Source organism: Klebsiella sp. GG_Kp146, assembly GCF_040061975.1.
Lineage (GTDB): Bacteria > Pseudomonadota > Gammaproteobacteria > Enterobacterales > Enterobacteriaceae > Klebsiella > Klebsiella quasipneumoniae.
In genome coordinates, this window is sequence record NZ_JBEAHA010000010.1 from 35,003 (window position 1) to 60,627 (window position 25,625).

General features: G+C 56.6%; 17 protein-coding genes. 12 read left to right on the forward strand and 5 right to left on the reverse strand.

The window, feature by feature from the left end:
* Nucleotides 1–20: 20 nt before the first annotated feature.
* The 7 genes from cmoM to ABLU95_RS11555 all read left to right on the forward strand — a co-directional run bounded on the left by cmoM (nt 21) and on the right by ABLU95_RS11555 (nt 10,781).
* On the forward strand, nt 21–821 hold the full coding sequence (gene cmoM, locus ABLU95_RS11525; protein WP_065881841.1) for a tRNA uridine 5-oxyacetic acid(34) methyltransferase CmoM: 801 nt from the start codon (nt 21–23) through the stop codon (nt 819–821).
* Nucleotides 818–2,140 carry a chromosome partition protein MukF gene (mukF, locus tag ABLU95_RS11530; protein WP_002898189.1) on the forward strand — a complete coding sequence of 441 codons (1,323 nt, stop codon included), beginning with the start codon at nt 818–820 and terminating at the stop codon, nt 2,138–2,140. The genes cmoM and mukF overlap by 4 nt, the downstream gene beginning before the upstream one ends.
* Entirely contained in the window at nt 2,121–2,825 is a 705-nt protein-coding gene (gene mukE / locus ABLU95_RS11535) for a chromosome partition protein MukE (RefSeq protein ID WP_004150840.1), read from the forward strand. Before mukF ends, mukE begins: the two co-directional genes overlap by 20 nt.
* Complete coding sequence (mukB, locus tag ABLU95_RS11540) at nt 2,825–7,273, forward strand: chromosome partition protein MukB (RefSeq protein WP_348879608.1); 4,449 nt, start codon at nt 2,825–2,827, stop codon at nt 7,271–7,273. Before mukE ends, mukB begins: the two co-directional genes overlap by 1 nt.
* Before the next feature lie 201 nt (nt 7,274–7,474).
* Nucleotides 7,475–9,265, forward strand: a complete 1,791-nt coding sequence (ldtD, locus tag ABLU95_RS11545) for a L,D-transpeptidase (RefSeq protein WP_348879610.1) — start codon at nt 7,475–7,477, stop codon at nt 9,263–9,265.
* 303 nt (nt 9,266–9,568) lie between these two features.
* Nucleotides 9,569–10,120: a YcbK family protein gene (locus tag ABLU95_RS11550; RefSeq protein WP_004201403.1), complete on the forward strand. Its 552-nt coding sequence runs from the start codon at nt 9,569–9,571 to the stop codon at nt 10,118–10,120.
* 13 nt (nt 10,121–10,133) lie between these two features.
* Complete coding sequence (locus ABLU95_RS11555; protein ID WP_023289031.1) at nt 10,134–10,781, forward strand: MBL fold metallo-hydrolase; 648 nt, start codon at nt 10,134–10,136, stop codon at nt 10,779–10,781.
* 66 nt (nt 10,782–10,847) lie between these two features.
* Here the strand turns inward: ABLU95_RS11555 and ABLU95_RS11560 are convergent, their stop codons facing one another.
* The 4 genes from ABLU95_RS11560 to ABLU95_RS11575 form a co-directional block, all read right to left on the reverse strand.
* The gene (locus tag ABLU95_RS11560) at nt 10,848–12,038 is read right to left on the reverse strand and encodes an amino acid aminotransferase (RefSeq protein WP_017899450.1); all 1,191 of its coding nucleotides are present in this window, start codon (nt 12,036–12,038) and stop codon (nt 10,848–10,850) included.
* Nucleotides 12,039–12,225: 187 nt separating this feature from the next.
* The gene (locus ABLU95_RS11565; protein ID WP_087849036.1) at nt 12,226–13,338 is read right to left on the reverse strand and encodes a porin; all 1,113 of its coding nucleotides are present in this window, start codon (nt 13,336–13,338) and stop codon (nt 12,226–12,228) included.
* A 591-nt stretch (nt 13,339–13,929) separates the two neighbouring features.
* Nucleotides 13,930–15,330 (reverse strand): asparagine--tRNA ligase, encoded by a 1,401-nt coding sequence (asnS, locus tag ABLU95_RS11570; RefSeq protein WP_017899452.1) that lies wholly within the window; start codon nt 15,328–15,330, stop codon nt 13,930–13,932.
* Between the two features lie 175 nt (nt 15,331–15,505).
* On the reverse strand, nt 15,506–15,967 hold the full coding sequence (locus ABLU95_RS11575) for an Lrp/AsnC family transcriptional regulator (protein WP_002898209.1): 462 nt from the start codon (nt 15,965–15,967) through the stop codon (nt 15,506–15,508).
* Nucleotides 15,968–16,278: 311 nt separating this feature from the next.
* Between ABLU95_RS11575 and dpaL the strand changes: the two genes are divergently transcribed.
* The 4 genes from dpaL (at nt 16,279) to ABLU95_RS11595 (ending at nt 21,350) form a co-directional block, all read left to right on the forward strand.
* Nucleotides 16,279–17,490: a diaminopropionate ammonia-lyase gene (gene dpaL / locus ABLU95_RS11580; RefSeq protein ID WP_072096462.1), complete on the forward strand. Its 1,212-nt coding sequence runs from the start codon at nt 16,279–16,281 to the stop codon at nt 17,488–17,490.
* A 122-nt stretch (nt 17,491–17,612) separates the two neighbouring features.
* Nucleotides 17,613–18,902: an aromatic amino acid transport family protein gene (locus ABLU95_RS11585; protein WP_348879612.1), complete on the forward strand. Its 1,290-nt coding sequence runs from the start codon at nt 17,613–17,615 to the stop codon at nt 18,900–18,902.
* 24 nt (nt 18,903–18,926) lie between these two features.
* Nucleotides 18,927–20,165 (forward strand): Zn-dependent hydrolase, encoded by a 1,239-nt coding sequence (locus ABLU95_RS11590; protein WP_049014861.1) that lies wholly within the window; start codon nt 18,927–18,929, stop codon nt 20,163–20,165.
* 18 nt (nt 20,166–20,183) lie between these two features.
* Entirely contained in the window at nt 20,184–21,350 is a 1,167-nt protein-coding gene (locus tag ABLU95_RS11595) for a M20 aminoacylase family protein (protein ID WP_262962897.1), read from the forward strand.
* 42 nt (nt 21,351–21,392) lie between these two features.
* Here ABLU95_RS11595 and pncB read toward each other — a convergent pair whose 3' ends face one another.
* A complete protein-coding gene (gene pncB / locus ABLU95_RS11600) occupies nt 21,393–22,595 on the reverse strand; it encodes a nicotinate phosphoribosyltransferase (protein ID WP_032428717.1) in 1,203 nt (400 codons plus the stop codon).
* Between the two features lie 326 nt (nt 22,596–22,921).
* On the opposite strand from pncB, the gene pepN reads away from it, so the two are divergent.
* On the forward strand, nt 22,922–25,537 hold the full coding sequence (gene pepN / locus ABLU95_RS11605) for an aminopeptidase N (RefSeq protein ID WP_348879613.1): 2,616 nt from the start codon (nt 22,922–22,924) through the stop codon (nt 25,535–25,537).
* The last annotated feature ends 88 nt before the right edge of the window (nt 25,538–25,625 follow it).

Sequence of the window (25,625 nt, forward strand, 5' to 3'; positions counted from 1 at the left end):
GTTGGCTTGTGGAGTCGCCCGTGCAGGATCGCAATTTCGATGACATTGCTGAAAAGTTTTCGCGCAATATTTACGGCACCACAAAAGGCCAGCTGCGCCAGGAGATCCTCTGGCAGGATCTGGAGCCGCTGCTGGCGCAGCTGGGGCCGGGACCGCTGAGGGTACTGGATGCCGGCGGCGGCGAAGGGCAAACGGCCATTAAAGTGGCGCAACTGGGCCATCACGTGACGCTGTGCGATCTCTCCGCTGAAATGGTGGCCCGCGCCCGCCAGGCTGCTGTCGATAAAGGTGTGATCGACAACATGCATTTTGTACAATGCGCGGCTCAGGATATTGCGCAGCACTTGGAAAGCCCGGTCGATCTGGTACTGTTTCATGCGGTGCTGGAGTGGGTGGCGGAGCCCCAGGCGGTGCTGCGTACCCTGTGGTCGACGCTGCGTCCTGGCGGCGGCTTGTCGTTGATGTTCTACAATGCTAACGGCCTGCTGATGCACAATATGGTTGCCGGTAATTTCGATTACGTACAACTGGGCATGCCAAAAAAGAAAAAACGCACGCTGTCGCCGGATTATCCGCGTGAGCCGCAGCAGGTTTATCACTGGCTGGAAGAGATTGGCTGGCAGATTGTCAGCAAAACCGGCGTGCGGGTGTTTCATGATTATCTGCGTGAAAAACGCCAACAGCATGACAGCTATGCGGCGCTGCTGGAGCTGGAGACGCGCTACTGTCGTCAGGAGCCGTACCTCAGCCTGGGCCGTTATATTCATGTCACCGCGCTTAAGAGCCAGGCTCATAGCCGCAGATGCAAGGATAAAGTATGAGTGAATTTTCCCAGACAGTCCCCGAACTGGTTGCCTGGGCCAGGAAAAATGATTTTTCTATCTCGCTGCCGGTCGACAGGCTCTCTTTCCTGCTGGCGATCGCCACCCTGAATGGCGAACGGCTGGAAGGAGAAATGAGCGAGGGAGAACTGGTGGATGCGTTCCGCCACGTGAGTGATGCGTTTGAGCAGACCAGCGAAACCATCAGCCAGCGCGCCAATAATGCCATCAACGATTTGGTGCGCCAGCGTCTGCTGAACCGCTTTACCAGCGAAATTACCGAAGGCAATGCAATCTATCGTCTGACGCCGTTGGGGATCGGGATCACCGATTATTATATCCGGCAGCGCGAATTTTCGACGCTGCGTCTCTCGATGCAGTTGTCGATCGTCGCCGGCGAGCTGAAGCGCGCGGCGGACGCGGCAGAAGAGGGCGGCGATGAGTTTCACTGGCATCGCAACGTTTTTGCCCCGCTGAAGTATTCGGTAGCGGAAATTTTCGACAGCATCGACCTGACGCAGCGCATCATGGATGAGCAGCAGCAGCTGGTAAAAGACGATATCGCGCAGCTGTTGAACAAAGACTGGCGCGCGGCGATTTCCAGCTGTGAACTGTTGCTGTCGGAAACTTCCGGTACCCTGCGTGAACTGCAGGATACGCTGGATGCGGCGGGGGATAAGCTGCAGGCGAATCTGCTGCGCATTCAGGATTCGACCATGGCGCGCGACGATCTCCATTTTGTCGACCGGCTGGTGTTCGATCTGCAAAGCAAGCTCGACCGCATCGTCAGCTGGGGCCAGCAGGCGATTGACCTGTGGATCGGCTATGACCGCCACGTGCACAAGTTTATCCGTACCGCTATCGATATGGATAAGAACCGCGTCTTCGCTCAGCGTCTGCGCCAGTCGGTACAGACCTATTTTGATGAGCCGTGGGCGCTGACTTACGCCAACGCCGACCGTCTGCTGGATATGCGCGACGAGGAGATGGCCCTGCGCGATGAAGAGGTCACCGGCGAGCTGCCTGCGGACCTTGAATTTGAAGAGTTTAACGAAATTCGCGAGCAGCTGGCGGCGCTGATCGAAGCGCAGCTGGCGGTCTATAAAGAGAAAGGAATACCGCTGGATCTCGGCCTGGTGGCGCGGGAGTTCCTGGCGCAATATCCGCGCGGGCGTCACTTTGACGTGGCGCGGATCGTCGTGGATCAGGCGGTACAGCTGGGCGTCGCCCAGGCAGATTTCACCGGACTGCCAGCCAAATGGCAGCCGATTAATGATTACGGAGCCAAGGTACAGGCGCATGTCATTGACAAATATTGAACAAGTGATGCCGGTTAAGCTGGCGCAGGCGTTGGCCAATCCGTTATTTCCGGCGCTGGACAGCGCCCTGCGCGCGGGCCGACATATCGGCCTCGACGAGCTGGATAATCACGCATTTTTGATGGATTTCCAGGATTATCTGGAAGAGTTTTATGCTCGCTATAACGTCGAGCTGATCCGCGCGCCGGAGGGCTTCTTCTACCTTCGCCCGCGTTCCACAACCCTGATTTCACGCTCGGTGCTGTCCGAACTGGATATGATGGTGGGCAAAATTCTTTGCTATCTCTATCTCAGCCCGGAGCGCCTGGCAAATGAAGGGATTTTCACCCAGCAGGAGCTGTATGACGAGCTGCTGACCCTGGCGGATGAATCCAGGCTGCTGAAGCTGGTCAACAACCGTTCCACCGGTTCGGATCTGGACCGCCAGAAGCTGCAGGAAAAAATGCGCGCGTCGCTTAACCGCCTGCGCCGTCTGGGGATGGTGTGGTTTATGGGCCATGACAGCAGCAAGTTCCGTATTACCGAATCGGTATTCCGCTTTGGCGCCGATGTGCGCGCCGGCGACGACCCACGCGAGGCGCAGCGCCGCCTGATCCGCGACGGGGAAGCGATGGCCCTGGAAAATCACCTGCAGCTCAATGATGAGAATGAAGAGAACCAGCCGGATAGCGGGGAGGAAGAGTAATGATTGAACGCGGTAAGTTTCGCTCGCTGACGCTGGTTAACTGGAACGGTTTCTTTGCCCGGACCTTTGATCTTGATGAACTGGTCACCACCCTCTCCGGGGGGAACGGCGCCGGTAAGTCGACGACCATGGCGGCCTTCGTCACGGCGCTGATCCCCGATTTAACCCTGCTGCACTTCCGTAACACCACCGAAGCGGGGGCCACCAGCGGCTCACGCGATAAAGGCCTGCACGGGAAGCTGCGCGCCGGGGTCTGTTACTCCGTGCTCGACGTCATCAACTCGCGCCATCAGCGCGTGGTGGTCGGCGTGCGTCTGCAGCAGGTTGCCGGGCGCGATCGCAAAGTCGATATCAAGCCTTTCGCCATTCAGGGGCTGCCCACCGCTATCCTGCCGACCCAGCTGTTAACCGAAACGCTGAACGATCGCCAGGCGCGCGTGGTCAGTCTCAATGAGCTGAAAGACAAGCTCGAGGCGATGGAAGGGGTCCAGTTTAAGCAGTTCAACTCGATCACCGAGTATCACTCGCTGATGTTCGACCTGGGCGTGGTGGCGCGTCGTCTGCGTTCGGCCTCCGATCGAAGTAAATACTATCGCCTGATCGAGGCCTCGCTGTACGGCGGGATCTCCAGCACCATTACCCGCTCGCTGCGCGACTACCTGTTGCCGGAAAACAGCGGCGTGCGTAAGGCATTCCAGGATATGGAAGCGGCGCTGCGGGAAAACCGCATGACCCTCGAGGCGATCCGCGTCACCCAGTCCGATCGCGATCTGTTCAAACACCTGATCAGCGAAGCCACCAACTACGTGGCGGCGGACTATATGCGTCACGCCAACGAGCGGCGCATTCATCTTGATAAGGCGCTGGAGTATCGTCGCGATCTCTTTACCTCGCGTTCGCAGCTGGCGGCAGAGCAGTATAAGCACGTCGACATGGCGCGCGAGCTGCAGGAGCATAACGGCGCAGAAGGCGATCTGGAAGCGGATTACCAGGCCGCCAGCGATCACCTGAACCTGGTGCAGACCGCACTGCGTCAGCAGGAAAAAATCGAGCGCTACGAAGCGGATCTCGACGAGCTGCAGATCCGTCTGGAAGAGCAGAACGAAGTGGTGGCGGAAGCCATCGATCGCCAGGAAGAGAACGAAGCCCGTGCCGAGGCCGCCGAGCTGGAAGTGGATGAGCTGAAAAACCAGCTCGCCGACTATCAGCAGGCGCTCGACGTGCAGCAGACCCGCGCCATTCAGTATAACCAGGCGCTGCAGGCGCTGGAGCGCGCGAAGGCGCTGTGCCATCTGCCGGATCTGACGCCGGAGAGCGCCGACGAGTGGCTGGAAACCTTCCAGGCGAAAGAGCAGGAAGCGACGGAGAAAATGCTGTCGCTGGAACAGAAAATGAGCGTGGCGCAAACCGCGCACAGCCAGTTTGAACAGGCCTACCAGCTGGTGGCGACGATTAACGGCCCGCTGGCGCGCAATGAAGCCTGGGACGTGGCGCGCGAATTGCTGCGCGACGGCGTGAACCAGCGTCACCAGGCCGAGCAGGCGCAGGGGCTGCGTAGCCGCCTCAACGAGCTGGAGCAGCGCCTGCGCGAGCAGCAGGACGCCGAGCGCCAGCTGGCTGAGTTCTGCAAACGGCAGGGCAAACGCTACGATATCGACGATCTGGAAACGCTGCATCAGGAGCTGGAAGCGCGCATCGCTTCGCTGGCCGACAGCGTTTCTAACGCGCAGGAACAGCGCATGACCCTGCGCCAGGAACTGGAGCAGCTGCAGTCGCGCACTCAGACGCTGATGCGCCGGGCGCCGGTCTGGCTGGCGGCGCAGAACAGCCTTAACCAGCTGTGCGAGCAGAGCGGTGAGCAGTTTGAGTCCGGCCAGGAGGTTACCGAATACCTGCAGCAGCTGCTGGAGCGCGAGCGCGAAGCTATCGTTGAACGTGACGAGGTCGGCGCCCGCAAGCGCGCCATCGACGAAGAAATTGAGCGTCTCAGCCAGCCGGGCGGTTCGGAAGATCCGCGCCTCAACGCGCTGGCGGAACGGTTCGGCGGCGTTCTGCTGTCCGAGATCTACGATGATGTCAGCCTTGACGATGCGCCGTACTTCTCCGCGCTGTACGGTCCGTCGCGCCATGCCATCGTGGTGCCGGATCTGTCGCAGGTTGCCGAGCAGCTTGAAGGACTGGAAGATTGTCCGGAAGATCTCTATCTGATCGAAGGCGATCCGCAGTCCTTTGACGATAGCGTATTCAGCGTGGATGAGCTGGAAAAAGCGGTGGTGGTGAAGATCGCCGACCGCCAGTGGCGTTATTCACGCTTCCCGTCGCTGCCGCTGTTTGGCCGCGCCGCGCGTGAAAACCGCATTGAAACCCTGCATGCCGAGCGTGAATCGCTGTCCGAGCGTTTTGCGACCCTGTCGTTTGACGTGCAGAAAACTCAGCGTCTGCATCAGGCCTTTAGCCGCTTCATTGGCAGCCATCTGGCAGTGGCCTTTGAGGACGATCCGGAAGAAGAGATCCGCAAACTCAACAGCCGCCGCGGCGAGCTGGAGCGCGCGCTGAGCGCCCATGAAAGCGATAACCAACAGAACCGCGTGCAGTATGAGCAGGCGAAAGAGGGCGTGTCGGCGCTCAACCGCCTGCTGCCGCGCCTTAATCTGCTGGCGGATGATACGCTGGCCGACCGCGTGGACGAGATCCAGGAACGTCTGGACGAAGCGCAGGAGGCCGCGCGCTTTATTCAGCAGCACGGCAACCAGCTGGCGAAGCTGGAGCCGATTGTTTCGGTGCTGCAGAGCGATCCGGAGCAGTTTGAGCAGCTGAAAGAAGATTACGCCTATGCGCAGCAGACCCAGCGCGATGCGCGCCAGCAGGCTTTTGCCCTGGCGGAAGTCGTCCAGCGCCGGGCCCACTTCAGCTACTCCGATTCGGCGGAAATGCTCAGCGGCAACAGCGATCTCAACGAGAAACTGCGCCAGCGCCTGGAGCAGGCGGAAACCGAACGCAGCCGCGCGCGCGACGCGATGCGTGCCCATGCGGCGCAGCTTAGCCAGTACAATCAGGTGCTGGCCTCGCTGAAGAGCTCGTATGACACCAAGAAAGAGCTGCTCAACGATCTGTATAAAGAGCTGCAGGACATTGGCGTGCGCGCCGATGCCGGCGCGGAAGAGCGTGCCCGTGCGCGTCGCGATGAGCTGCACATGCAGCTGAGCAATAACCGCTCCCGTCGCAATCAGCTGGAGAAAGCGCTGACCTTCTGCGAAGCGGAAATGGACAACCTGACCCGCAAACTGCGCAAGCTGGAGCGCGATTACTGCGAAATGCGCGAGCAGGTAGTGACCGCCAAGGCGGGCTGGTGCGCGGTAATGCGCCTGGTGAAAGACAACGGCGTCGAGCGTCGTCTGCACCGCCGCGAGCTGGCCTATCTCTCCGCCGACGAGCTGCGCTCCATGTCGGATAAGGCGCTCGGTGCGCTGCGTCTGGCGGTCGCCGATAACGAACATCTGCGCGACGTGCTGCGTATCTCGGAAGATCCGAAGCGCCCGGAGCGCAAAATTCAGTTCTTCGTTGCCGTCTACCAGCATCTGCGCGAGCGTATCCGCCAGGATATTATCCGCACCGATGACCCGGTGGAAGCGATCGAGCAGATGGAGATTGAGCTCAGCCGCCTGACCGAAGAGCTGACAAACCGCGAACAGAAGCTGGCCATCAGCTCCCGCAGCGTGGCCAACATTATTCGCAAAACCATTCAGCGCGAGCAGAACCGTATCCGAATGCTCAACCAGGGATTGCAGAGCGTCTCCTTCGGCCAGGTCAACAGCGTGCGTCTGAACGTCAACGTGCGCGAGACCCACTCGACGCTGCTTGATGTGCTCTCCGAGCAGCATGAACAGCATCAGGATCTGTTCAACAGCAACCGCCTGACCTTCTCGGAAGCGCTGGCCAAGCTCTATCAGCGCCTGAATCCGCAGATCGACATGGGGCAGCGCACGCCGCAAACCATCGGCGAAGAGCTGCTCGACTACCGCAACTATCTGGAGATGGAAGTGGAAGTTAACCGCGGCTCCGACGGCTGGCTGCGCGCGGAGTCCGGCGCGCTGTCCACTGGGGAAGCGATCGGTACCGGGATGTCGATTCTGGTGATGGTCGTCCAGAGCTGGGAAGATGAATCCCGCCGCCTGCGCGGCAAGGATATCTCGCCTTGCCGTCTGCTGTTCCTCGATGAAGCGGCGCGTCTCGACGCCCGCTCCATCGCCACGCTGTTCGAGCTGTGCGAACGTCTGGAGATGCAGCTGATTATCGCGGCGCCGGAGAACATCAGTCCGGAGAAAGGCACCACCTATAAACTGGTGCGTAAGGTGTTCAATAATCACGAACACGTCCACGTGGTGGGGCTGCGCGGGTTTGCCGCGCCGCTGCCGGAAGCGCTGCCGGGAACAGCCGACGCCTCCTGAGGCTGCGGCTACATTCTGGCGGCTAAGCGGTGAAGAGGGCAACGTTACGTTGCCCTTTTTTTCTATCCAGCCCGGTATGCGAGGGTGGTATAATCTTTAAACTTCTTTACATTAGGTAAGGCAAAAGCCTTTTCGTCTTTATATACTGAAAAAAGAGCCCCAATTTTGTGGGCAGCAATGTGTGACAACAGGGGGCAAGGGATGTTGCTAAAGAAACGGTATGGTCGTCCATTGTCAGCGCTCAGCCTGAGCCTGGCACTGGCATTTGCTCCGCTGTTCAATGTCCAGGCCGAAGAGCCTGAAGTCGTACCCGGCGACAGTTCTGCGGCGCCCGCCGAGGTTTCCGCCGCGCTGGCGCAAAGCGATGGGCAATCGCCGGCGGTCGCGAAGCTGGCCGGTGAGCAGCCGCTGTCGATGGAGGCGGCGGCAAACAGCCGCGCCCAGATCGAGGCGCTGTTGCCGGCAGGGTACAAACCCGTCTTTATGAATCCGCTGGTGTCGCTGTACGCCGCCAGGGATATGAAACCGATGTGGGAAAACCGCGAGGCAGTGCAGGCGTTCCAGCAGCAGCTGGCGGAGATCGCCATCGCCGGTTTTCAGCCGCAGTTTACCACCTGGGTCAGTCTGCTGACCGATCCCGCCGTCAGCGGCATGGCGCGCGATGTGGTGCTGTCGGACGCCATGATGGGCTATCTGCACTTTATCAGCGGCATCCCCACCCAGGGGACCCGCTGGTTGTACAGTTCAACGCCGTACAAGATGGCGACCCCGCCGCTGTCGGTGATTAACCAGTGGCAGCTGGCGCTGGACAATGGCTCCCTGCCGGCGTTTATCGCCGGCCTGGCGCCGCATCATCCGCAGTATGAAGCCATGCATCAGTCGCTGCTGGCGCTGGTGGCTGATTCTCGCCCATGGCCGCAGATGACCGGCAGCGGCTCGCTGCGCCCCGGCGAATGGAGCAATGATATCGGCGCCCTGCGCGAGATCCTCCAGCGTACCGGAATGCTGGACGATACCGCCAATATCGTTCTGCCCGGCGATGTGGTGAGCCCGTCGGCGAAGAAAAAGAGCAAACCTGCGGCGCGCGGCGTGTACGATCGCCAGCTGGTGGAGGGGGTTAAGCGCTTCCAGGCGATGCAGGGGCTGGGGGCGGATGGCGTCATCGGCCAGTCGACTCGCGACTGGCTCAACGTCTCTTCCGCGCAGCGCGCAGGGGTGCTGGCCCTGAACATTCAGCGTTTACGCTTACTGCCGGGCAAACTGTCCACCGGCATTATGGTCAATATTCCGGCGTTCTCGCTGGTCTATTATCAGGACGGCAGCCAGGTGCTGGCCTCGCGGGTAATTGTGGGGCGTCCGGATCGCAAAACGCCAATGATGAGCAGCGCGCTGAATAACGTGGTGGTCAATCCGCCATGGAACGTGCCGCCAACCCTGGCGCGCAAAGATATCCTGCCGAAGGTGCGTAACAATCCAGGCTATCTTGAGCAGCATGGCTACACCGTCATGCGCGGCTGGAACAGTAAAGAGACCATCGATCCTTATCGGGTCGACTGGTCGACCATCACCGAGAACAACTTACCGTTCCGTTTTCAGCAGGCGCCCGGAGCGCGTAACTCGCTCGGACGCTACAAGTTCAATATGCCGAGCTCCGATGCCATCTACCTGCACGATACGCCGAACCATAACCTGTTCCAGAAGGATGTTCGTGCGCTCAGTTCCGGCTGTGTGAGGGTGAATAAGGCTTCGGAACTGGCCAATATGCTGCTGCAGGATGCGGGCTGGAATGACACGCGTATTTCCGATGCCCTGAAGCAAGGGGACACGCGCTATGTCAATATTCGGCAAAATATACCGGTGAATTTATATTACTTAACGGCGTTTGTGGACGGTGATGGACGTACACAATATCGAACAGATATTTACAATTACGATATCACCGCGCGATCCAGCGCACAAATTCTGACGAAAGCTGAGCAATTAATCAGGTAAATGAAGTAGTTCAATGGATTTTGTTGTCCTAGCACTGGGTAAAAAAGGGCGCTGCTCCTCTGCAGCGCCCGATTTTCCTGGGGTGAGGCTGCCTTGACGTTGGCAATAATGCCCGGTAAGGTGCCTTTCGTGCGCCAGAAGTGCATATACATATCATTCCGCTCAATGCGTGACGCAGTCAGCGCGAACGCTCTCTTTTGCCGGGCAGCATCACGGCTGTGGCGAGCGATGGCGTGCTGGGGTTCAGCATCGCGCAAAGCGGAAAAAGTATATAACGATTCATTGACTGTAGACCTGATTATCATGGACAAATTTGACGCTAATCGCCGCAGATTGCTGGCGTTGGGTGGTGCTGCGCTGGGTGCTGCCGCCATTCTCCCTGCGCCGGCATTTGCCACCCTCTCGACCCCCCGTCCGCGTATTTTGACGCTGAATAACCTGCATACCGGTGAATCACTCAAGGCGGAGTTTTTCGATGGCAGAGGCTATATTCAGGATGAATTAGCAAGACTTAACCATTTTTTCCGTGATTACCGCGCGAATAAAATTAAGTCCATCGATCCAAATCTGTTCGATCATCTTTATCGGTTGCAGGGACTACTTGGCACCAACAAACCTGTCCAGCTTATCTCTGGCTATCGTTCCCTCGATACCAATGATGAGCTACGCGCACGAAGCCGTGGTGTAGCAAAGCACAGCTATCACACCAAGGGGCAGGCAATGGATTTCCATATTGAAGGTATTTCGTTAAGCAATATTCGCAAAGCGGCGTTATCTATGCGCGCAGGTGGTGTAGGATATTACCCACGTAGTAACTTTGTGCATATTGATACCGGTCCCGTAAGGCACTGGTAACGAAAGGAGCGTCATGAACTATCGTATTATTCCGGTTACCGCGTTCGCGCAGAACTGTTCTCTTATCTGGTGCGAACAAACCCGGCTGGCGGCGCTGGTCGATCCTGGCGGCGATGCTGAACGTATCAAAGCGGTGGTGGCGGAGGCTGGCGTCACGCTGATGCAGATCCTGCTGACGCATGGCCATCTCGATCACGTCGGCGCCGCTGCGGAACTGGCGCAGCATTATGGCGTACCGGTTATTGGTCCGGAAAAAGAAGATGAGTTCTGGCTGGAAGGATTACCGGCGCAAAGCCGGATGTTCGGCCTGGAGGATTGCCAGCCGCTGCGTCCGGATCGCTGGCTCAATGAAGGCGATGTGGTTAATGTGGGGAATGTGGCGCTGCGGGTACTGCACTGCCCGGGCCATACGCCGGGTCACGTGGTCTTCTTTGATGACGCTTCCCGACTGCTCATTTCCGGAGATGTGATTTTCAAAGGCGGGGTGGGGCGCAGTGATTTTCCACGCGGCGACCATGGACAGCTGATCGCGGCCATTAAGGATAAGCTGTTGCCGCTGGGCGATGACGTGACCTTTATTCCCGGCCATGGTCCGCTGTCGACGCTGGGTGAGGAACGCCGCAACAACCCGTTCCTGCAGGATGAGATGCCGGTCTGGTAACCGACCTGACGCGAACGTAAAAAAGGCCGCATTCGCGGCCTTTTTCTTTATAGCGAATAATATCGCTTACAGCACGGCGACGATGGCTTCACACAGCGGCGCCATGTTGTCAGGCGTCATGCCGGCCACGTTGATACGGCCGGACGCGACCGCATAGATGGCGAACTCTTCACGCAGACGCAGCACTTGCTCTTTAGTCAGGCCGCTGAACGAGAACATACCGTTCTGCTTGCTGATAAAGCTGAAGTCGCGGCTCGCGCCTTTCTCCTGCAGGGTGTTGACGAACAGCAGGCGCATACGCTGGATGCGCTGGCGCATATCGGTCAGCTCCTGCTCCCAGATTGCCCGCAGCGCATCGTTGCTCAGGATGGTCGCGACCACGGACGCGCCGTGCGCTGGCGGGTTGGAGTAGTTAGCGCGGATCACCGACTTCATCTGGCTGAACGCGCGGTCCACGGTCTCCTGATCGGCGGCGACCAGGGTGCAGGCGCCGACGCGCTCGTTGTACAGGCCAAAGTTTTTCGAGTAGGAGCTGGCGACCAGCAGCTCTTTATGCAGAGCAGCAAAGGCGCGCAACCCTTCAGCATCTTCTTCCAGACCGCGGGCGAAGCCCTGGTAGGCGAAATCGAACAGCGGCAGCCAGCCTTTCTCGACCGACAGCTGCGCCAGCGTCTGCCACTGATCGAGCGTCGGATCGATACCGGTCGGGTTGTGGCAGCAGCCGTGGAACAGTACCACGTCGCCTGCCTGGGCTTCGTTCAGGCTGGCCAGCAGACCATCAAAGTCCAGCGCGTGGTTAGCCGCATCGTAGTAGGCATATTCACGTACTTCCAGCCCGGCGGAGGTAAACACACTCTTATGGTTTGGCCAGCTTGGATTGCTTACCCACACGCGTTTCACGTCGGTGTTTTTGGCGAGGAAGTCGGCGGCGACGCGCAGCGCACCGGTACCGCCCGGGGTCTGCGCGGTGCGGGCGCGTTTATCGGCGATAATCGCATTGCCTTTACCGAACAGCAGCTCCTGGGTGCAGCGACCAAATTCAGGAATACCATCAATGCCCAGATAGTTTTTAGTCGTTTCATTTTCCAGCAGGTACTGCTCTGCTTTTTTGACGCTGGTCAGAACGGGTGTTTTACCGGTTTCATCCTTGTAAACACCAATTCCGAGGTTAATCTTTTCAGGGCGGTCATCGGCACGAAACAGATCGGCCAGACCTAAAATCGGGTCGGCTGGGGCGGCGGTAATGTTCTCAAACATGACGAGGTTCCATTGTGATTACTGAAGGGAAATCCGCTATCAGGTTAACGGGAGAACAACGAATTGCCAACCGTTTGCGATAAAAAGCGCGAAGGTTTTCGAAAGATACGATCTTTGCCTCAGTAATAGAGAAAAGCAGGACCGAAGTCCTGCTCTGAAGGCATATCACGAAGGGGTGTACTGCAGATTAGAACTGGTAAACGATACCCACGGCCGCCTGGTCGTCGGTCGCTACGCCAGCTGCTTTGGTGTAATCGTTGTCGCTCAGCTGGTTGAATTTATACGCAGCGTAGACGTTCATGTTCTTGTTGAAGTAGTACCAGGTTCCCACTTCAATGTATTTAACCAGATCCGCATCGCCGCCTTCGAAATCAGTACCTGGACGTGCCTGCAGATTTTTACCTTTGGTCTGCACGTAGCCGATGGACGGACGCAGGCCGAAGTCGAACTGATACTGTACAACCGCTTCAAAGTTTTGAGTTTTACCTGCAAAATACTTTTTAGCGGTGGCAGGTGCATCAGACGGGTTGCTCTCAGGAGTCATATTGTAGGTCTGGGAGTACATGACGGCTGCATAGACGTTGTTGGCGTCATACTTAGCAGAGGTCGCCCAGGCTTCGGCTTTGTCGCCATTACCGTCAGCTTTCTGCGCGCTGCTGCGGTTGGAATTAGCGTAACCTGCGGAGAGCGCGATACCGTTGTCGAACGCGTAGGTCGCCGCGGTGCTGAAGCCGTCGCCATTCTGCTTACTGATAGAACGGTCGTGGTCGTTTTTACCCTGGTACTGCAGCGCGAAGCTCAGGCCGTCAACCAGACCGAAGAAGTCAGAGTTACGGTAGGTTGCCACGCCGTTGGTACGGCCGGTCATGTAGTTGTCGGTGTAGTTCCAACCGTCGCCACCCCATTCAACCAGCATATCGGTTGCTGCTTCGACGTCGTAGATCGCGCCGTAGTTACGGCCGTAGTCGAATGAACCATACTCGCCCGCTTTCAGACCTGCGAACGCCAGACGGGTTTTCGTCGGCTGGGAACCTTCAACATTGGAGGCGTCCATGTTGTATTCCCACTGACCGTAGCCGGTCAGCTGATCGTTGATCTGGGTTTCGCCTTTCAGGCCGATACGGGCGTAGGTGGTATCGTCGCTGCTGGTCTTGCCATTGGTGGTCCAGACGTGCTCGCCGACCATTTTTCCGTAGAAGTCCAGTTTGTTGCCGTTTTTGTTATAGATTTCTGCAGCGTTAGCTGCACCGGCTACCAGCAGGGCAGGGATCACCACTGCCAGAATATTGCGCTTCATCATTATTTATTACCCTCATTAATATTTTTTATATGAACACGTGCCACTGCCGTCAATAAGTTCTGTCAATAAAAACTTACAGAACCATTGATGAGAGTTTGGTGTCTGAAGGCATCTTTCCATCCGCGACAACGTTTCGCTAGCCGGAAAATGCTACTAATATCTCATATGAGTAACAAAAAGAAAAAACATGTAACTAAATATGTATTTATGGGAACTTTGTGAACTTAATCAAAATTCCGTTCCACATGGTGAGGTAAATCGCCTTCCCATATCTATCTATATGAATTATTTATGATTAATTTGGATAAGCGTAAATTTGCTCATTTTGTGTGTTGAATTCGCCTTCTTTTTATTCAGCCTTTGTCTTGGCAAGACGTGCGGCGCGTGGTTAAAAAATGAGCAAATTTATCAGGGGTTTTGCTCTGTTATGAACATAAAGTGCGATCTGCATCACCCGGATGCACCGAAACAGTGCGTAACATAAATGTGAATCCGAGGCCTTGATGTTTAAGTTTGTTGAATTTTGATAACAGTAATTGACATAAAAAAAGGCCAGCTTGCGCTGGCCTTTCAGGTTTATGTCAGAAAAATTTAGAATGTCGCGTTGCGCGGGGTCCGCGGGAACGGGATGACATCGCGGACGTTCTGCACGCCGGTCACGTAGGCAATCAGACGCTCGAAGCCCAGGCCAAAGCCGGAGTGTGGAACGGTGCCGTAGCGGCGCAGGTCGCGATACCACCAGTAGTCTTCTTTATTCAGACCCATCTCGGCCATACGCGCGTCGAGCACGTCGAGGCGCTCTTCACGTTGGGAACCGCCGATGATCTCGCCAATACCCGGCGCCAGGACGTCCATTGCCGCGACGGTTTTACCGTCTTCGTTAAGGCGCATGTAGAAGGCTTTAATATCTTTCGGATAGTTTTTCACTACCACCGGCGCTTTGAAGTGTTCTTCAGCCAGGTAACGTTCGTGCTCGGAGGAGAGATCCACGCCCCAGTACACCGGGTTCTCGAACTGCTTGCCGCAGTTTTCCAGAATAGTGACGGCGTCGGTATAATCCACCTGCGCAAAATCAGCGGTGATAAAGCGCTGCAGACGGTCGATAGCGTCTTTATCAACGCGCTCGGCGAAGAACTGCATGTCGTCCGCGCGCTCTTCCAGTACCGCTTTAAAGACGTACTTGAGCATCGCTTCCGCCAGGCCGGCAACATCGTTCAGGTTAGCGAAGGCCACTTCCGGCTCCAGCATCCAGAACTCCGCCAGGTGGCGGCTGGTGTTGGAGTTTTCCGCACGGAAGGTCGGGCCGAAGGTGTAAATCTTCGACAGCGCGCAGGCATAGGTCTCGCCGTTCAGCTGGCCGGAAACGGTCAGGAACGACTCTTTACCGAAGAAGTCTTTGTCGAAATCGACTTTGCCCTGATCGTTACGCGGCAGGTTTTCCAGATCCAGCGTCGACACGCGGAACATTTCGCCGGCGCCTTCGGTATCGGAGGCGGTGATCAGCGGGGTGGAGACCCAGAAGAAGCCCTGCTCATCAAAGAAGCGATGCAGCGCCTGCGCCAGGGTGTGACGCACGCGGGCAACCGCGCCGATCAGGTTGGTGCGCGGACGCAGGTGGGCCACTTCACGCAGATACTCGATGCTGTGACGCTTGGCCGCCATCGGGTAGGTGTCCGGGTCTTCCACCCAGCCGGTCACTTCCACGTTGGTCGCCTGGATCTCAAAGCTTTGACCCTGGCCCTGGGAAGCCACGACTTTACCGGTGACAATCACCGAGCAACCGGTGGTCAGACGCAGCACTTCCTGATTGTAATTGGGCAGAGAATTATTAATAACGGCCTGTACAGGATCAAAGCAGGAACCGTCATAGACGGCGAGGAATGAAAAGCCAGCTTTTGAATCTCGGCGGGTACGCACCCATCCGCGGACCGTGACTTCGCTGTCAACGGCAACGCGGCCCTGGAGTACGTCGGCTACAGGCACAACGCTCATAATAATCTCTCTATATAGTCCAATAAAAAAGTCTCTTCCCCCTACAGCGGGGGGATATCTATGTTACCTGTCATCTTCCATCAGACAAGTAGATTTCGCACAGGGAAGGGTGGATTTCGGAAATAAATACACCTCCGGGGCGTTCTTTGACTCCCCATTTCGACTTTTACACGACTTACTCGATAATGACCGTCATTTCCTGCTTCGCATTTTGCATCGACACGATGGTCCGGAAAGACTTGATATTTCCCGAGGCAAAAAAGAGTTCACGGGTTAGCGCTTCGTATTCCGCCATATCACGGACGTTGATCACGAGCAGAAAATCGAAGTCGCCAGTGACATAGTAGACCTGCTGCACTTGCGGACAGGTTACGAAACGCTGTTTATCCTCCTCAAGCAGATCGAGACGTTCATTCTCAATGGTCACCTGCACCATAATGGTGATGGGTCTTCCCACTTTACTGGCGTCCACTAAGCTAACACTGCCTTTAATCACCCCTGCATCCTCAAGTGCAGCGATACGCCGATTGACTGCCGAAGGAGACAGGCTGATCCGATCGGCGATCTCCCGTTGCGACAAGCGATTATTACGCTGCAAGAGCGTAAGAATTTTTTTATCCCATGCGTCAAGTTTCATCATATATCTCGTCCTGCAAGCCTGTGATCAACCTCACTCATGCAACGTTGTTGCGTGAGAATCATAAAACAGAGTGAAAATTGCGGCGCGATGGGCAACTTTGCGCCAATTAACCGCCGGGCGCAGTGTACCATCACAGGCAGTGGGAAAGCGGCATATCGCGACAAAAAGCCTCTCACACTCCGACTTAACCAATTTAAAGCGACCGTCCTGTCTCAGGCCGCACGGATCCGTGCACCCGTCGTTTAGGCGGAATGGTCGCAAATAACGTTATCGTCGCAGGACGATATGAAAATAGAGGTGCCTGAATAGTGGACACAATTAAATTTCAACTCAACGCCCGGCGGCAGCCCTATGGCCAGGGAGCAGACTTGAGTCTGCTCAATGAAAGCGTGGGGAACGAAGTGCTGGCATTCCATCAAAAATTTCCTGATTACCGGGTCACGCCGCTGCGTAAGCTGGAATTTTTAAGCCAGCGGCTGGGCCTGGGGTCGATCCATATAAAAGATGAAGCCCAGCGATTCGGTTTGAATGCGTTTAAAGGATTAGGCGGATCTTATGCGATGGGGAAATATCTCGCCGCTCTGCTTGAGCGAGATATTACTACGTTGAGCTTTGCCGAGCTTAATTCACCAGCGATTAAGGCGCGTATCAAGGACATCGTATTTGTGACTGCTACCGACGGTAACCATGGACGTGGCGTGGCGTGGGCGGCTGAGCAGCTTGGGCTGCGTGCGGTGGTGTATATGCCAAAGGGCTCGTCACCGGTACGCGCGCAGAATATTCGCCGGCATGGCGCCGAATGCACGATTACTGAACTGAACTACGACGACACAGTTCGGCTGGCGGCCAAAACCGCGCGCGAGCAGGGATGGGTTTTACTCCAGGATACCGCCTGGCAGGGCTACGAGCAGATCCCCACATGGATCATGCAAGGCTATATGACCCTCGCTGTTGAAATCTGGCAGCAATTGGTAGAAAGCGGGGCGCCGATGCCGACGCATCTGTTTTTACAAGCCGGTGTCGGGTCGTTTGCCGGCAGCATCATGGGATATTTCATCGAAAAGATGCAGCAGCAGGCTCCCACCATCATCATCGTTGAGCCGCACAAGGCGAACTGCCTGTATCGCTCGGCAACCATTAATGACGGACTGCCGCACAGCGTCGGCGGGGATATGTCAACCCTGATGGCCGGGCTTGCCTGTGGTGAACCTAATATCACCAGCTGGCCAATGCTCCGCGACCATGCCACCTGTTTTATTTCCGCCGACGATTGTCTGGCCGCCAATGGCATGCGCCTGCTGGCCGCTCCGCGACCAGGTACTGACGAACCTTTTGTCTCCGGGGAATCCGGCGCTATCGGCACTGGCGTGCTTTACGCGCTGATGACTCAGCCGGAGTATCGCGAGCTTGCCGAATCTCTGCGCCTGAATGCCGATGCACAGGTTCTGTTAATCAGCACGGAAGGAGATACATCACCCGATGTCTATGAAGACATCGTCTGGTTTGGCCGTAATGGTTGAGCGCTATCGACAATAACAAGGGGGCCATCTTACCTACCCTACGAGCCCTCGGTGTGACAAGCGTTCTGACTCATAACGAAAACATACGCGCTTTCGCGTCATGCACAGAGAGAACCTGACCGATGAATACTGAAAATATAATTATCAATAAAGGATGTTCCGATCCCGCAAAGTGGCATAGCGAAGATACCGTTTGGGTCCTTGGCCTTTTCGGTACCGCAATTGGCGCCGGGGCGCTGTTTCTGCCGATTAATGCCGGAATTGGCGGCTTCTGGCCGCTGCTGATTGTTTTTGTCCTCGCTTTTCCTATTACTTATCTGGCTCACCGCGGTCTGGCGAGATTCATTTACTCTTCCAATACGCCGGAAAGCAGTATTACCGATGTTATTGGCGAGCATTTTGGCGCGCTGGCGGGAAAAGTGTTTACCGTCATCTATTTCTTCGCTGTCTATACCATTTTGATTATGTATGCGGTGGCAATCACCAACACCGCGCAGAGCTTTATCACCCACCAGTTGGCAATGGCCGAGCCTCCCCGGTCGCTGGTGGCCATCGTTCTGATCCTCGGGCTGATGTTTATCGTCCGTTTTGGACAGCGTTTGATAATGCGGGTGATGAGCACCCTGGTTTATCCCTTCATTATCTCGCTTATTTTTATGGCACTTTTTCTGATTCCGCACTGGAACGGCGCAATTTTGCAAACCGCAAGCTTCAGCGCCACAGGCGATGGGCAGGGGATCATGTTATCCCTCTGGATGACCTTCCCGGTACTGGTGATGTCGTTTAACCACTATCCCATCATTTCGCCGATGGTGGTGCGCCAGAAGCAGCGTTACGGTCTGGCGCTCGCTGAGGGGAAATGCGCGCAGATCCAGCGCTACGGTATCCTGCTCATGACGGTGGTGGTGCTGTTTTTTGTTCTCAGCTGCGTGTTAAGCCTGTCGCCGCAGCAACTGGCGGAAGCCAAAGCCCAGAATCTGTCGATTTTGTCCTATCTGGCCAATCAGTACGATACACCGATTATTGCCTGGCTATCGCCGATTATCGCCTTTGTCGCTATTACTAAATCATTTCTTGGCCACTACATCGGCGCCTATGAATCGCTGCGCGACCTGATTCTGGAGGCCGCCGCCGCACGCGGGAAAAAACCTGGCATTCGCCTCGTCGACGCGGTCATCCTGGTGTTTATGGTGTTTACCTGCTGGTTCGCCGCGTACAAGAACCCCAGTATCCTCGGTATTATCGAATGCATCAGCGGTCCCACCGGGGCGGCAATTCTTCTGCTGTTGCCTATGTACGCCATTCATAAATTACCGGTGCTTGCCCCCTGGCGCGGTAAAGCGAGCAACGTTTTCGTCACCCTGATCGGGCTTATCACCGTCTCTGCCATTTTTTACGGCATGTTCCAATAACCACCATCACTAGCGAGATGTTTTATGAGTCATTTTCTGCAGATTAACGGCCAACGGCTTATCGATTCCCTGTATGCGCTTGGCGAATATGGTGCGCTGGAAGGCGGCGGCGTATGCCGCCTGGCAGCGACGGCCGAAGATAAAGCCGGCAGGGACTTTGTTGTAGCCCGCATGAAGTCCCTGGGCCTGAGTGTGTCTATTGATGCTATCGGTAATGTCACCGGTGTTTATCACGGCGAGGAGACGTTGCCGATGGTGATGATGGGGTCACATATCGATACCGTCGCTACCGGTGGGTTATACGATGGCAACTACGGCGTTATGGCCGGCCTTGAGGTGATTGCCACCCTCCAGGATGCCGGGATCCGCCCCCGACGACCGTTGGCGGTAACCTTCTTTACTAACGAGGAGGGGGTGCGATTTCAGCCCGATATGATGGGCAGCGTGGTGTTTGCCGGCGAGTATCCGTTGGCGCAGGCGCTCGCGGCAAAAGATCTCGACGGTATCACGCTCGATGAAGCGCTGCGTAACATTGGTTATAAGGGCGAACGTCAGCCGGGAGATATGGCGGTAGATAGCTACGTTGAGCTGCATATCGAACAGGGACCGATTCTTGATAAAGAGCAAATTGATATTGGCGTTGTTACCGGCGTACAGGGTATTTCGTGGCAGGAATTTACCCTGAGAGGCGTATCGAATCATGCGGGTACTACCCCAATGTCCATGAGACGCGATGCCGGGCTGGCGGCTGCGAAAATCGCTGTTTTTGCCCGTGAGCTGGCGTTAAGCCTTGGTGGTGATCAGGTAGCTACCGTTGGGCATTTCAGCGTGAAGCCTAATCTGATCAACGTCATTCCCAACCATGTCGTTATGTCAGTGGATCTTCGCAATACCGATAATGCGATCTTATGTCTGGCGGAGCAGCAACTGGCAGAATTTGTCGCAAAAACGTCGCAGGAAGAGGGCGTGGAGATAACCAGCCGCTCACTGGTGCGCTTTGAACCGGTCATTTTTGCCGATGAGATCGTCAATGCGGTGGAAGCCGAGGCGGAGCGTCAGGCGCTCAGTTACCGACGTTTGCCAAGCGGCGCTGGACACGATGCACAATTTATGGCGTCGGTATGTCCAGCCGGGATGATTTTTGTCCCCTGCGTTGATGGCATCAGTCACAACGTCAAAGAACACAGTGCGGCCAAAGACCTGATTGCTGGCGCCAATGTGCTGCTGCAGGTGGTTTTACAGCGCGCCCAGCGTATGGACTAATGTTTACAGGAGCAGAGAATGAATCAGCAACAGTTAAAGCAGCAGCTTATCGCCTGGCGTCACTATTTGCATGCCCATCCGGAAAGCGCCTTCGAAGAGCAGAATACTTCACGGTTTATTGCCGAAAAGCTCGAGGCCATGGGCATTGAGGTACACCGCGATATTGGCAAAACCGGGGTAGTGGGGAGATTGAAATGCGGCGACGGCAAGGGCGTTATCGCTATTCGTGCCGATATTGATGCCATTCAATTGACCGAACAGGGAGACCGGTCTTACCGCTCCATGACCGCCGATCGGATGCACGGCTGCGGGCATGATGGTCATACCTGCATTGCATTGGGCGCGGCGCAGTTGCTATTGCAGCGGCAGAATTTTAACGGCACGGTCATCTTTGTTTTTCAGCCTGCTGAGGAGCCTGGCTATGGCGCCAGAGCGATGATGGACGATGGCGTTATTGAACGCTTTGGCATTGAGGAAATCTACGGTCTGCATAATATGCCGGGTATGAAAGCCGGGACTATCGCCACGCGAGTCGGTGGCATTATGGCCAGTGAAGATAACTTTATTATTCGTATTCAAGGGCAGGGAGCGCATGCGGCGCGGCCGCATATGGCGAAAGATCCGCTGGTAATTGCGGCGGAAATCATCCTGGCTTTGCAGACAATTGTTTCGCGAAATATTGATCCGAACGTGCCAGCGGTCATTTCCTGTACTGAACTGCACACCGATGGCATCCGCAATGCGATTCCGACGCATGTTGAAATCAAAGGGGATACGCGCAGCTTTGTACCGGAGGTGCAGATGCTGCTCGAAGAACGAATGCGTACCATTAGCGAAGCAATTTGCGCGATGCACGGTGCGAGGTGCCAGTTCAGCTATACCCATGAATTTGCGCCAACGGTGAACTGGCAGAAATGCGTTGATGTGGCGGTCACCGCTGCGATTAACGTGGTAGGGGCTGAGAAGGTGGACGGCAACGTCGCACAGATGATGATTTCGGAGGATTTTGGCGCTTTTCTGCAAAAAATCCCCGGCTGTTTCATCTTTTTAGGCAACGGCGATGGTTCAGATGCTCAGGGCAATACACCGTTGCATAATGCCTGCTACGACTTTAATGATGAGATATTGCTAACTGGCGCGGAGTATTTTGCCGAGGTCGTCAGAACCTGTCTGCCGCAGGAGTGATATTGATTGGCCCGATAGCAGAATGCCGTCGGGCCATGTTTTTTAGCTCGCCTTTTTAATCGGCGGCAGGTCGAACGCCTCGCGCAGGGCGCGGACGAAGGCCTTATCGTGGCAGATGGTTTTCCCCGGGCTGTCGGAGAGTTTCGCCACCGGCTTGCCGTTACATTCCACCAGCTTAATCACGATATTGAGCGGTTTAACCTGCGGCAGATCGCAGGTTAAACGGGTACCAATACCAAAGCTCAGCTTCACCCGCGAGGCGAAGTGGCGATACAGGTCGACGGCTTTCGCCAGGTCGAGATTATCGGAGAAGACCAGCACTTTGCTCAGCGGATCGATGCCCAGCTTCTGGTAATGGGCGATGGCTTTTTCACCCCATTCCACCGGGTCGCCGGAGTCGTGGCGCAAACCCTGATAGCGGGTGGCGAACTCCGGACCGAAATCGCGCAGGAACGCATCCATGGTGATGCAGTCGGTCAGCGCGATGCCCAGCTGGTCAGGATACTCTTCCAGCCAGGCGGCGAGGGCCGCCCGCTGGCTGCTGGCCAGGTTCGGGCTGATCTGCTGGTGGGCCTGGAACCACTCATGGGCCTGGGTGCCCATCGGGGTTAAGTTCAGACGGCGCGCCAGATCGTAGTTGCTGGTGCCGACAAACCATGGCTCCTGCTGCAGGCGTTGCACAATGGCTTCCTGTACATCGCGTGAAAAACGACGGCGGGTGCCGAAATCCATCAGGCGGAAGGCGCTCATATCGAGGTCAGCGGTCATGGTGGCGAAGTCGCCTAGCTTATGCTCCAGCGCGTTTAGCGCTTGTTCAACGCCCATCTCGGGTGAACGGTAGCGATGGACCAGCTCGCTTATCACCGCCAGCAGGGGGACTTCCCACATGATGGCTTCCCGCCACGGGCCGGTGAGGCGAATGTTCAGCTTGCCGTTGTCATTGGCGACCGTGACCTGGCGCGGGTCATAGCGAAAATCGCGCAGCCAGTCGAGGTAATCCTGGCGAAAAAAGGGAAGGGTGGACAGCCAGCGATATTCATCATCCCGCAGCCTCAGATCGCGCATGGACTCCACCTGCTCGCGGATCGCGTCGGCATAAATGCCGAGCAGGTCGTCTCCACGGCAGCGAAACTCCGCCGCCACATGTACATCGCCGTAGCGGTGGAAGACAGCCTGCTGCATGTGCAGCTTGTAGGCATCCGTATCAAGCAGCGAATGCAGTACAGGAGAAGTGAATTGTGTCATGGTGCGCAGTAGCATCCTCTCACTGGAGCGTTCCATCGAAACCAACGCGGAAAAAGGAGGCGGAGTATACCTTTATTACCCGGCTCTGTCCCGCGATGGCGAGCGATGGCGACGCTGACGGTCATTTGCGAGGCCTAGTTTAATATATTGAACATGGATCACACCACAAGCTTTGCGTCGGGTCGAGGGCAATTCGTGCCGCGAGTGTTAACAAAATGTAGCGATTTTCGTGTTTCACGTTGAAAAGATGAAGATTCTGCATAGCGCGATTGACACAACAGGAATAGACTGGGACGACACTTTACCGAAGATGCTAAAGGTTTTTTATGACACAACAGCCCCAAGCCAAATACCGCCACGACTATCGTGCGCCGGAGTATCTGATTAGCGATATCGATTTGACCTTTGACCTGGATGCCGCAAAAACCGTTGTTACGGCCGAGAGCAAGGTCTCCCGCCATGCGGCTGCGTCTGATGTGCCATTGCGCCTGGACGGCGAAGATCTGACCCTGATTGCTCTGCAGGTGAACGGCCAGCCGTGGAGCGACTATAAAGAAGAAAACAATCAGCTGGTGATCGGCGGCTTGCCGGAGCATTTCACCCTGACCATCGTCAATGAGATCAGCCCGGCGGCGAACACCGCGCTGGAAGGCCTGTATCAGTCAGGCGAAGCGCTGTGCACCCAGTGTGAAGCGGAAGGTTTCCGCCATATCACCTGGTACCTGGACCGTCCGGATGTGCTGGCGCGCTTTACCACCAAAATTATCGCCGATAAAGCCAAATATCCGTTCCTGCTCTCCAACGGCAACCGGATGGCGGAAGGGGAACTGGAGAACGGTCGTCACTGGGTACAGTGGCAGGATCCCTTCCCGAAGCCGTGCTACCTGTTTGCGCTGGTGGCCGGTGATTTCGACGTCCTGCGCGACACTTTTACCACCCGCTCCGGGCGTGAAGTGGCGCTGGAATTGTACGTCGACCGCGGTAACCTCGACCGCGCGCCGTGGGCGATGACCTCGCTGAAAAACTCCATGAAATGGGATGAGGAGCGCTTTGGCCTCGAGTACGACCTCGACATCTATATGATTGTCGCCGTCGACTTCTTCAATATGGGAGCGATGGAAAACAAAGGGCTGAACGTCTTTAACTCCAAATATGTCCTGGCCCGCACCGACACTGCCACCGATAAAGACTACCTCGATATCGAGCGGGTGATTGGCCATGAGTATTTCCATAACTGGACCGGCAACCGCGTCACCTGTCGCGACTGGTTCCAGCTCAGCCTGAAAGAGGGGCTGACCGTGTTCCGCGATCAGGAGTTCAGTTCCGACCTCGGCTCGCGGGCGGTGAACCGCATTAACAACGTGCGCACCATGCGCGGGCTGCAGTTTGCCGAAGACGCCAGCCCGATGGCGCACCCGATCCGCCCGGATATGGTTATCGAGATGAATAACTTCTACACCCTGACGGTCTATGAAAAGGGTGCCGAAGTGATCCGCATGCTGCACACGCTGCTGGGTGAAGAAAACTTCCAGAAAGGGATGCAGCTATATTTCGAACGTCATGACGGCAGCGCCGCCACCTGCGACGATTTCGTCCAGGCGATGGAAGATGCTTCTAACGTCGACCTGTCGCACTTCCGCCGCTGGTACAGCCAGTCCGGTACGCCGATTGTCACCGTCCACGACGACTATAACCCGGAAACCGAGCAGTATACGCTGACCATCAGCCAGCGCACGCCGCCTACTGCCGAGCAGGCTGAGAAACAGCCGCTGCATATTCCGTTTGCCATCGAGCTGTACGATAACGAAGGTAAGGTGATCCCCCTGCAGAAGGGCGGTCATCCGCTGCACCCGGTGCTTAATGTGACTCAGTCTGAGCAGACCTTCGTCTTTGATAATGTCTATTTCCAGCCGGTCCCGGCCCTGCTGTGCGAGTTTTCAGCACCGGTGAAACTGGAATACAAGTGGAGCGATCAGCAGCTGACCTTCCTGATGCGCCATGCGCGGAATGATTTCTCGCGCTGGGATGCGGCGCAGAGTCTGCTGGCGACCTACATCAAGCTGAACGTCAACCGTCATCAGCAGGGACAGCCGCTGTCGCTGCCGGTGCACGTGGCGGACGCCTTCCGCGCGATTCTGCTCGATGAGAAGATTGACCCGGCGCTCGCCGCCGAGATCTTAACCCTGCCGTCGGCCAACGAAATCGCCGAGATGTTCGCCATTATCGATCCTATCGCCATCGCCACCGTGCGCGAGGCGCTCACCCGCACCCTGGCGAACGAGCTGGCGGACGAATTCCTTGCGGTATATAACGCCAATAAGCTCGACAGCTACCGGGTGGAGCACGCCGATATCGGTAAGCGAACCCTGCGCAATACCTGCCTGCGCTATCTGGCGTTCGCAGAGCCGACGCTGGGCGATAAGCTGGTGGCGGCGCAGTATCACCAGGCGGATAACATGACCGACGCGCTGGCCGCGCTGTCGGCGGCGGTTGCCGCTGAGCTGCCGTGCCGCGATGCGCTGATGCAGGAGTATGACGATAAATGGCATCAGGACGGCCTGGTGATGGACAAGTGGTTTATCCTGCAGTCCACCAGTCCGGCAGCCAATGTGGTCGAAACGGTACGCGGTCTGCTGAACCATCGTTCGTTCAGCATGAGCAACCCGAACCGCGTGCGGTCCCTCATCGGCGCTTTCGCCAGCAGCAACCCGGCGGCGTTCCATGCTGAAGACGGCAGCGGCTACCAGTTCCTGGTGGAGATGCTGACCGAGCTTAACCAGCGCAACCCGCAGGTCGCATCGCGACTGATTGAGCCGTTGATTCGTCTGAAGCGTTATGATGAGAAACGCCAGGCGCTGATGCGCGCCGCGCTGGAGCAGTTGAAAGGGCTGAAGGATCTCTCAGGCGATCTGTACGAGAAAATCAGTAAGGCGCTGGCGTAACGGTGGCAAAATCCCCGGTTGCGCTCTTGCTTACCGGGGCTACAGCGCTGTGCGATTTGGTAGCCCGGCCGAGCGAAGCGCGGGCCGG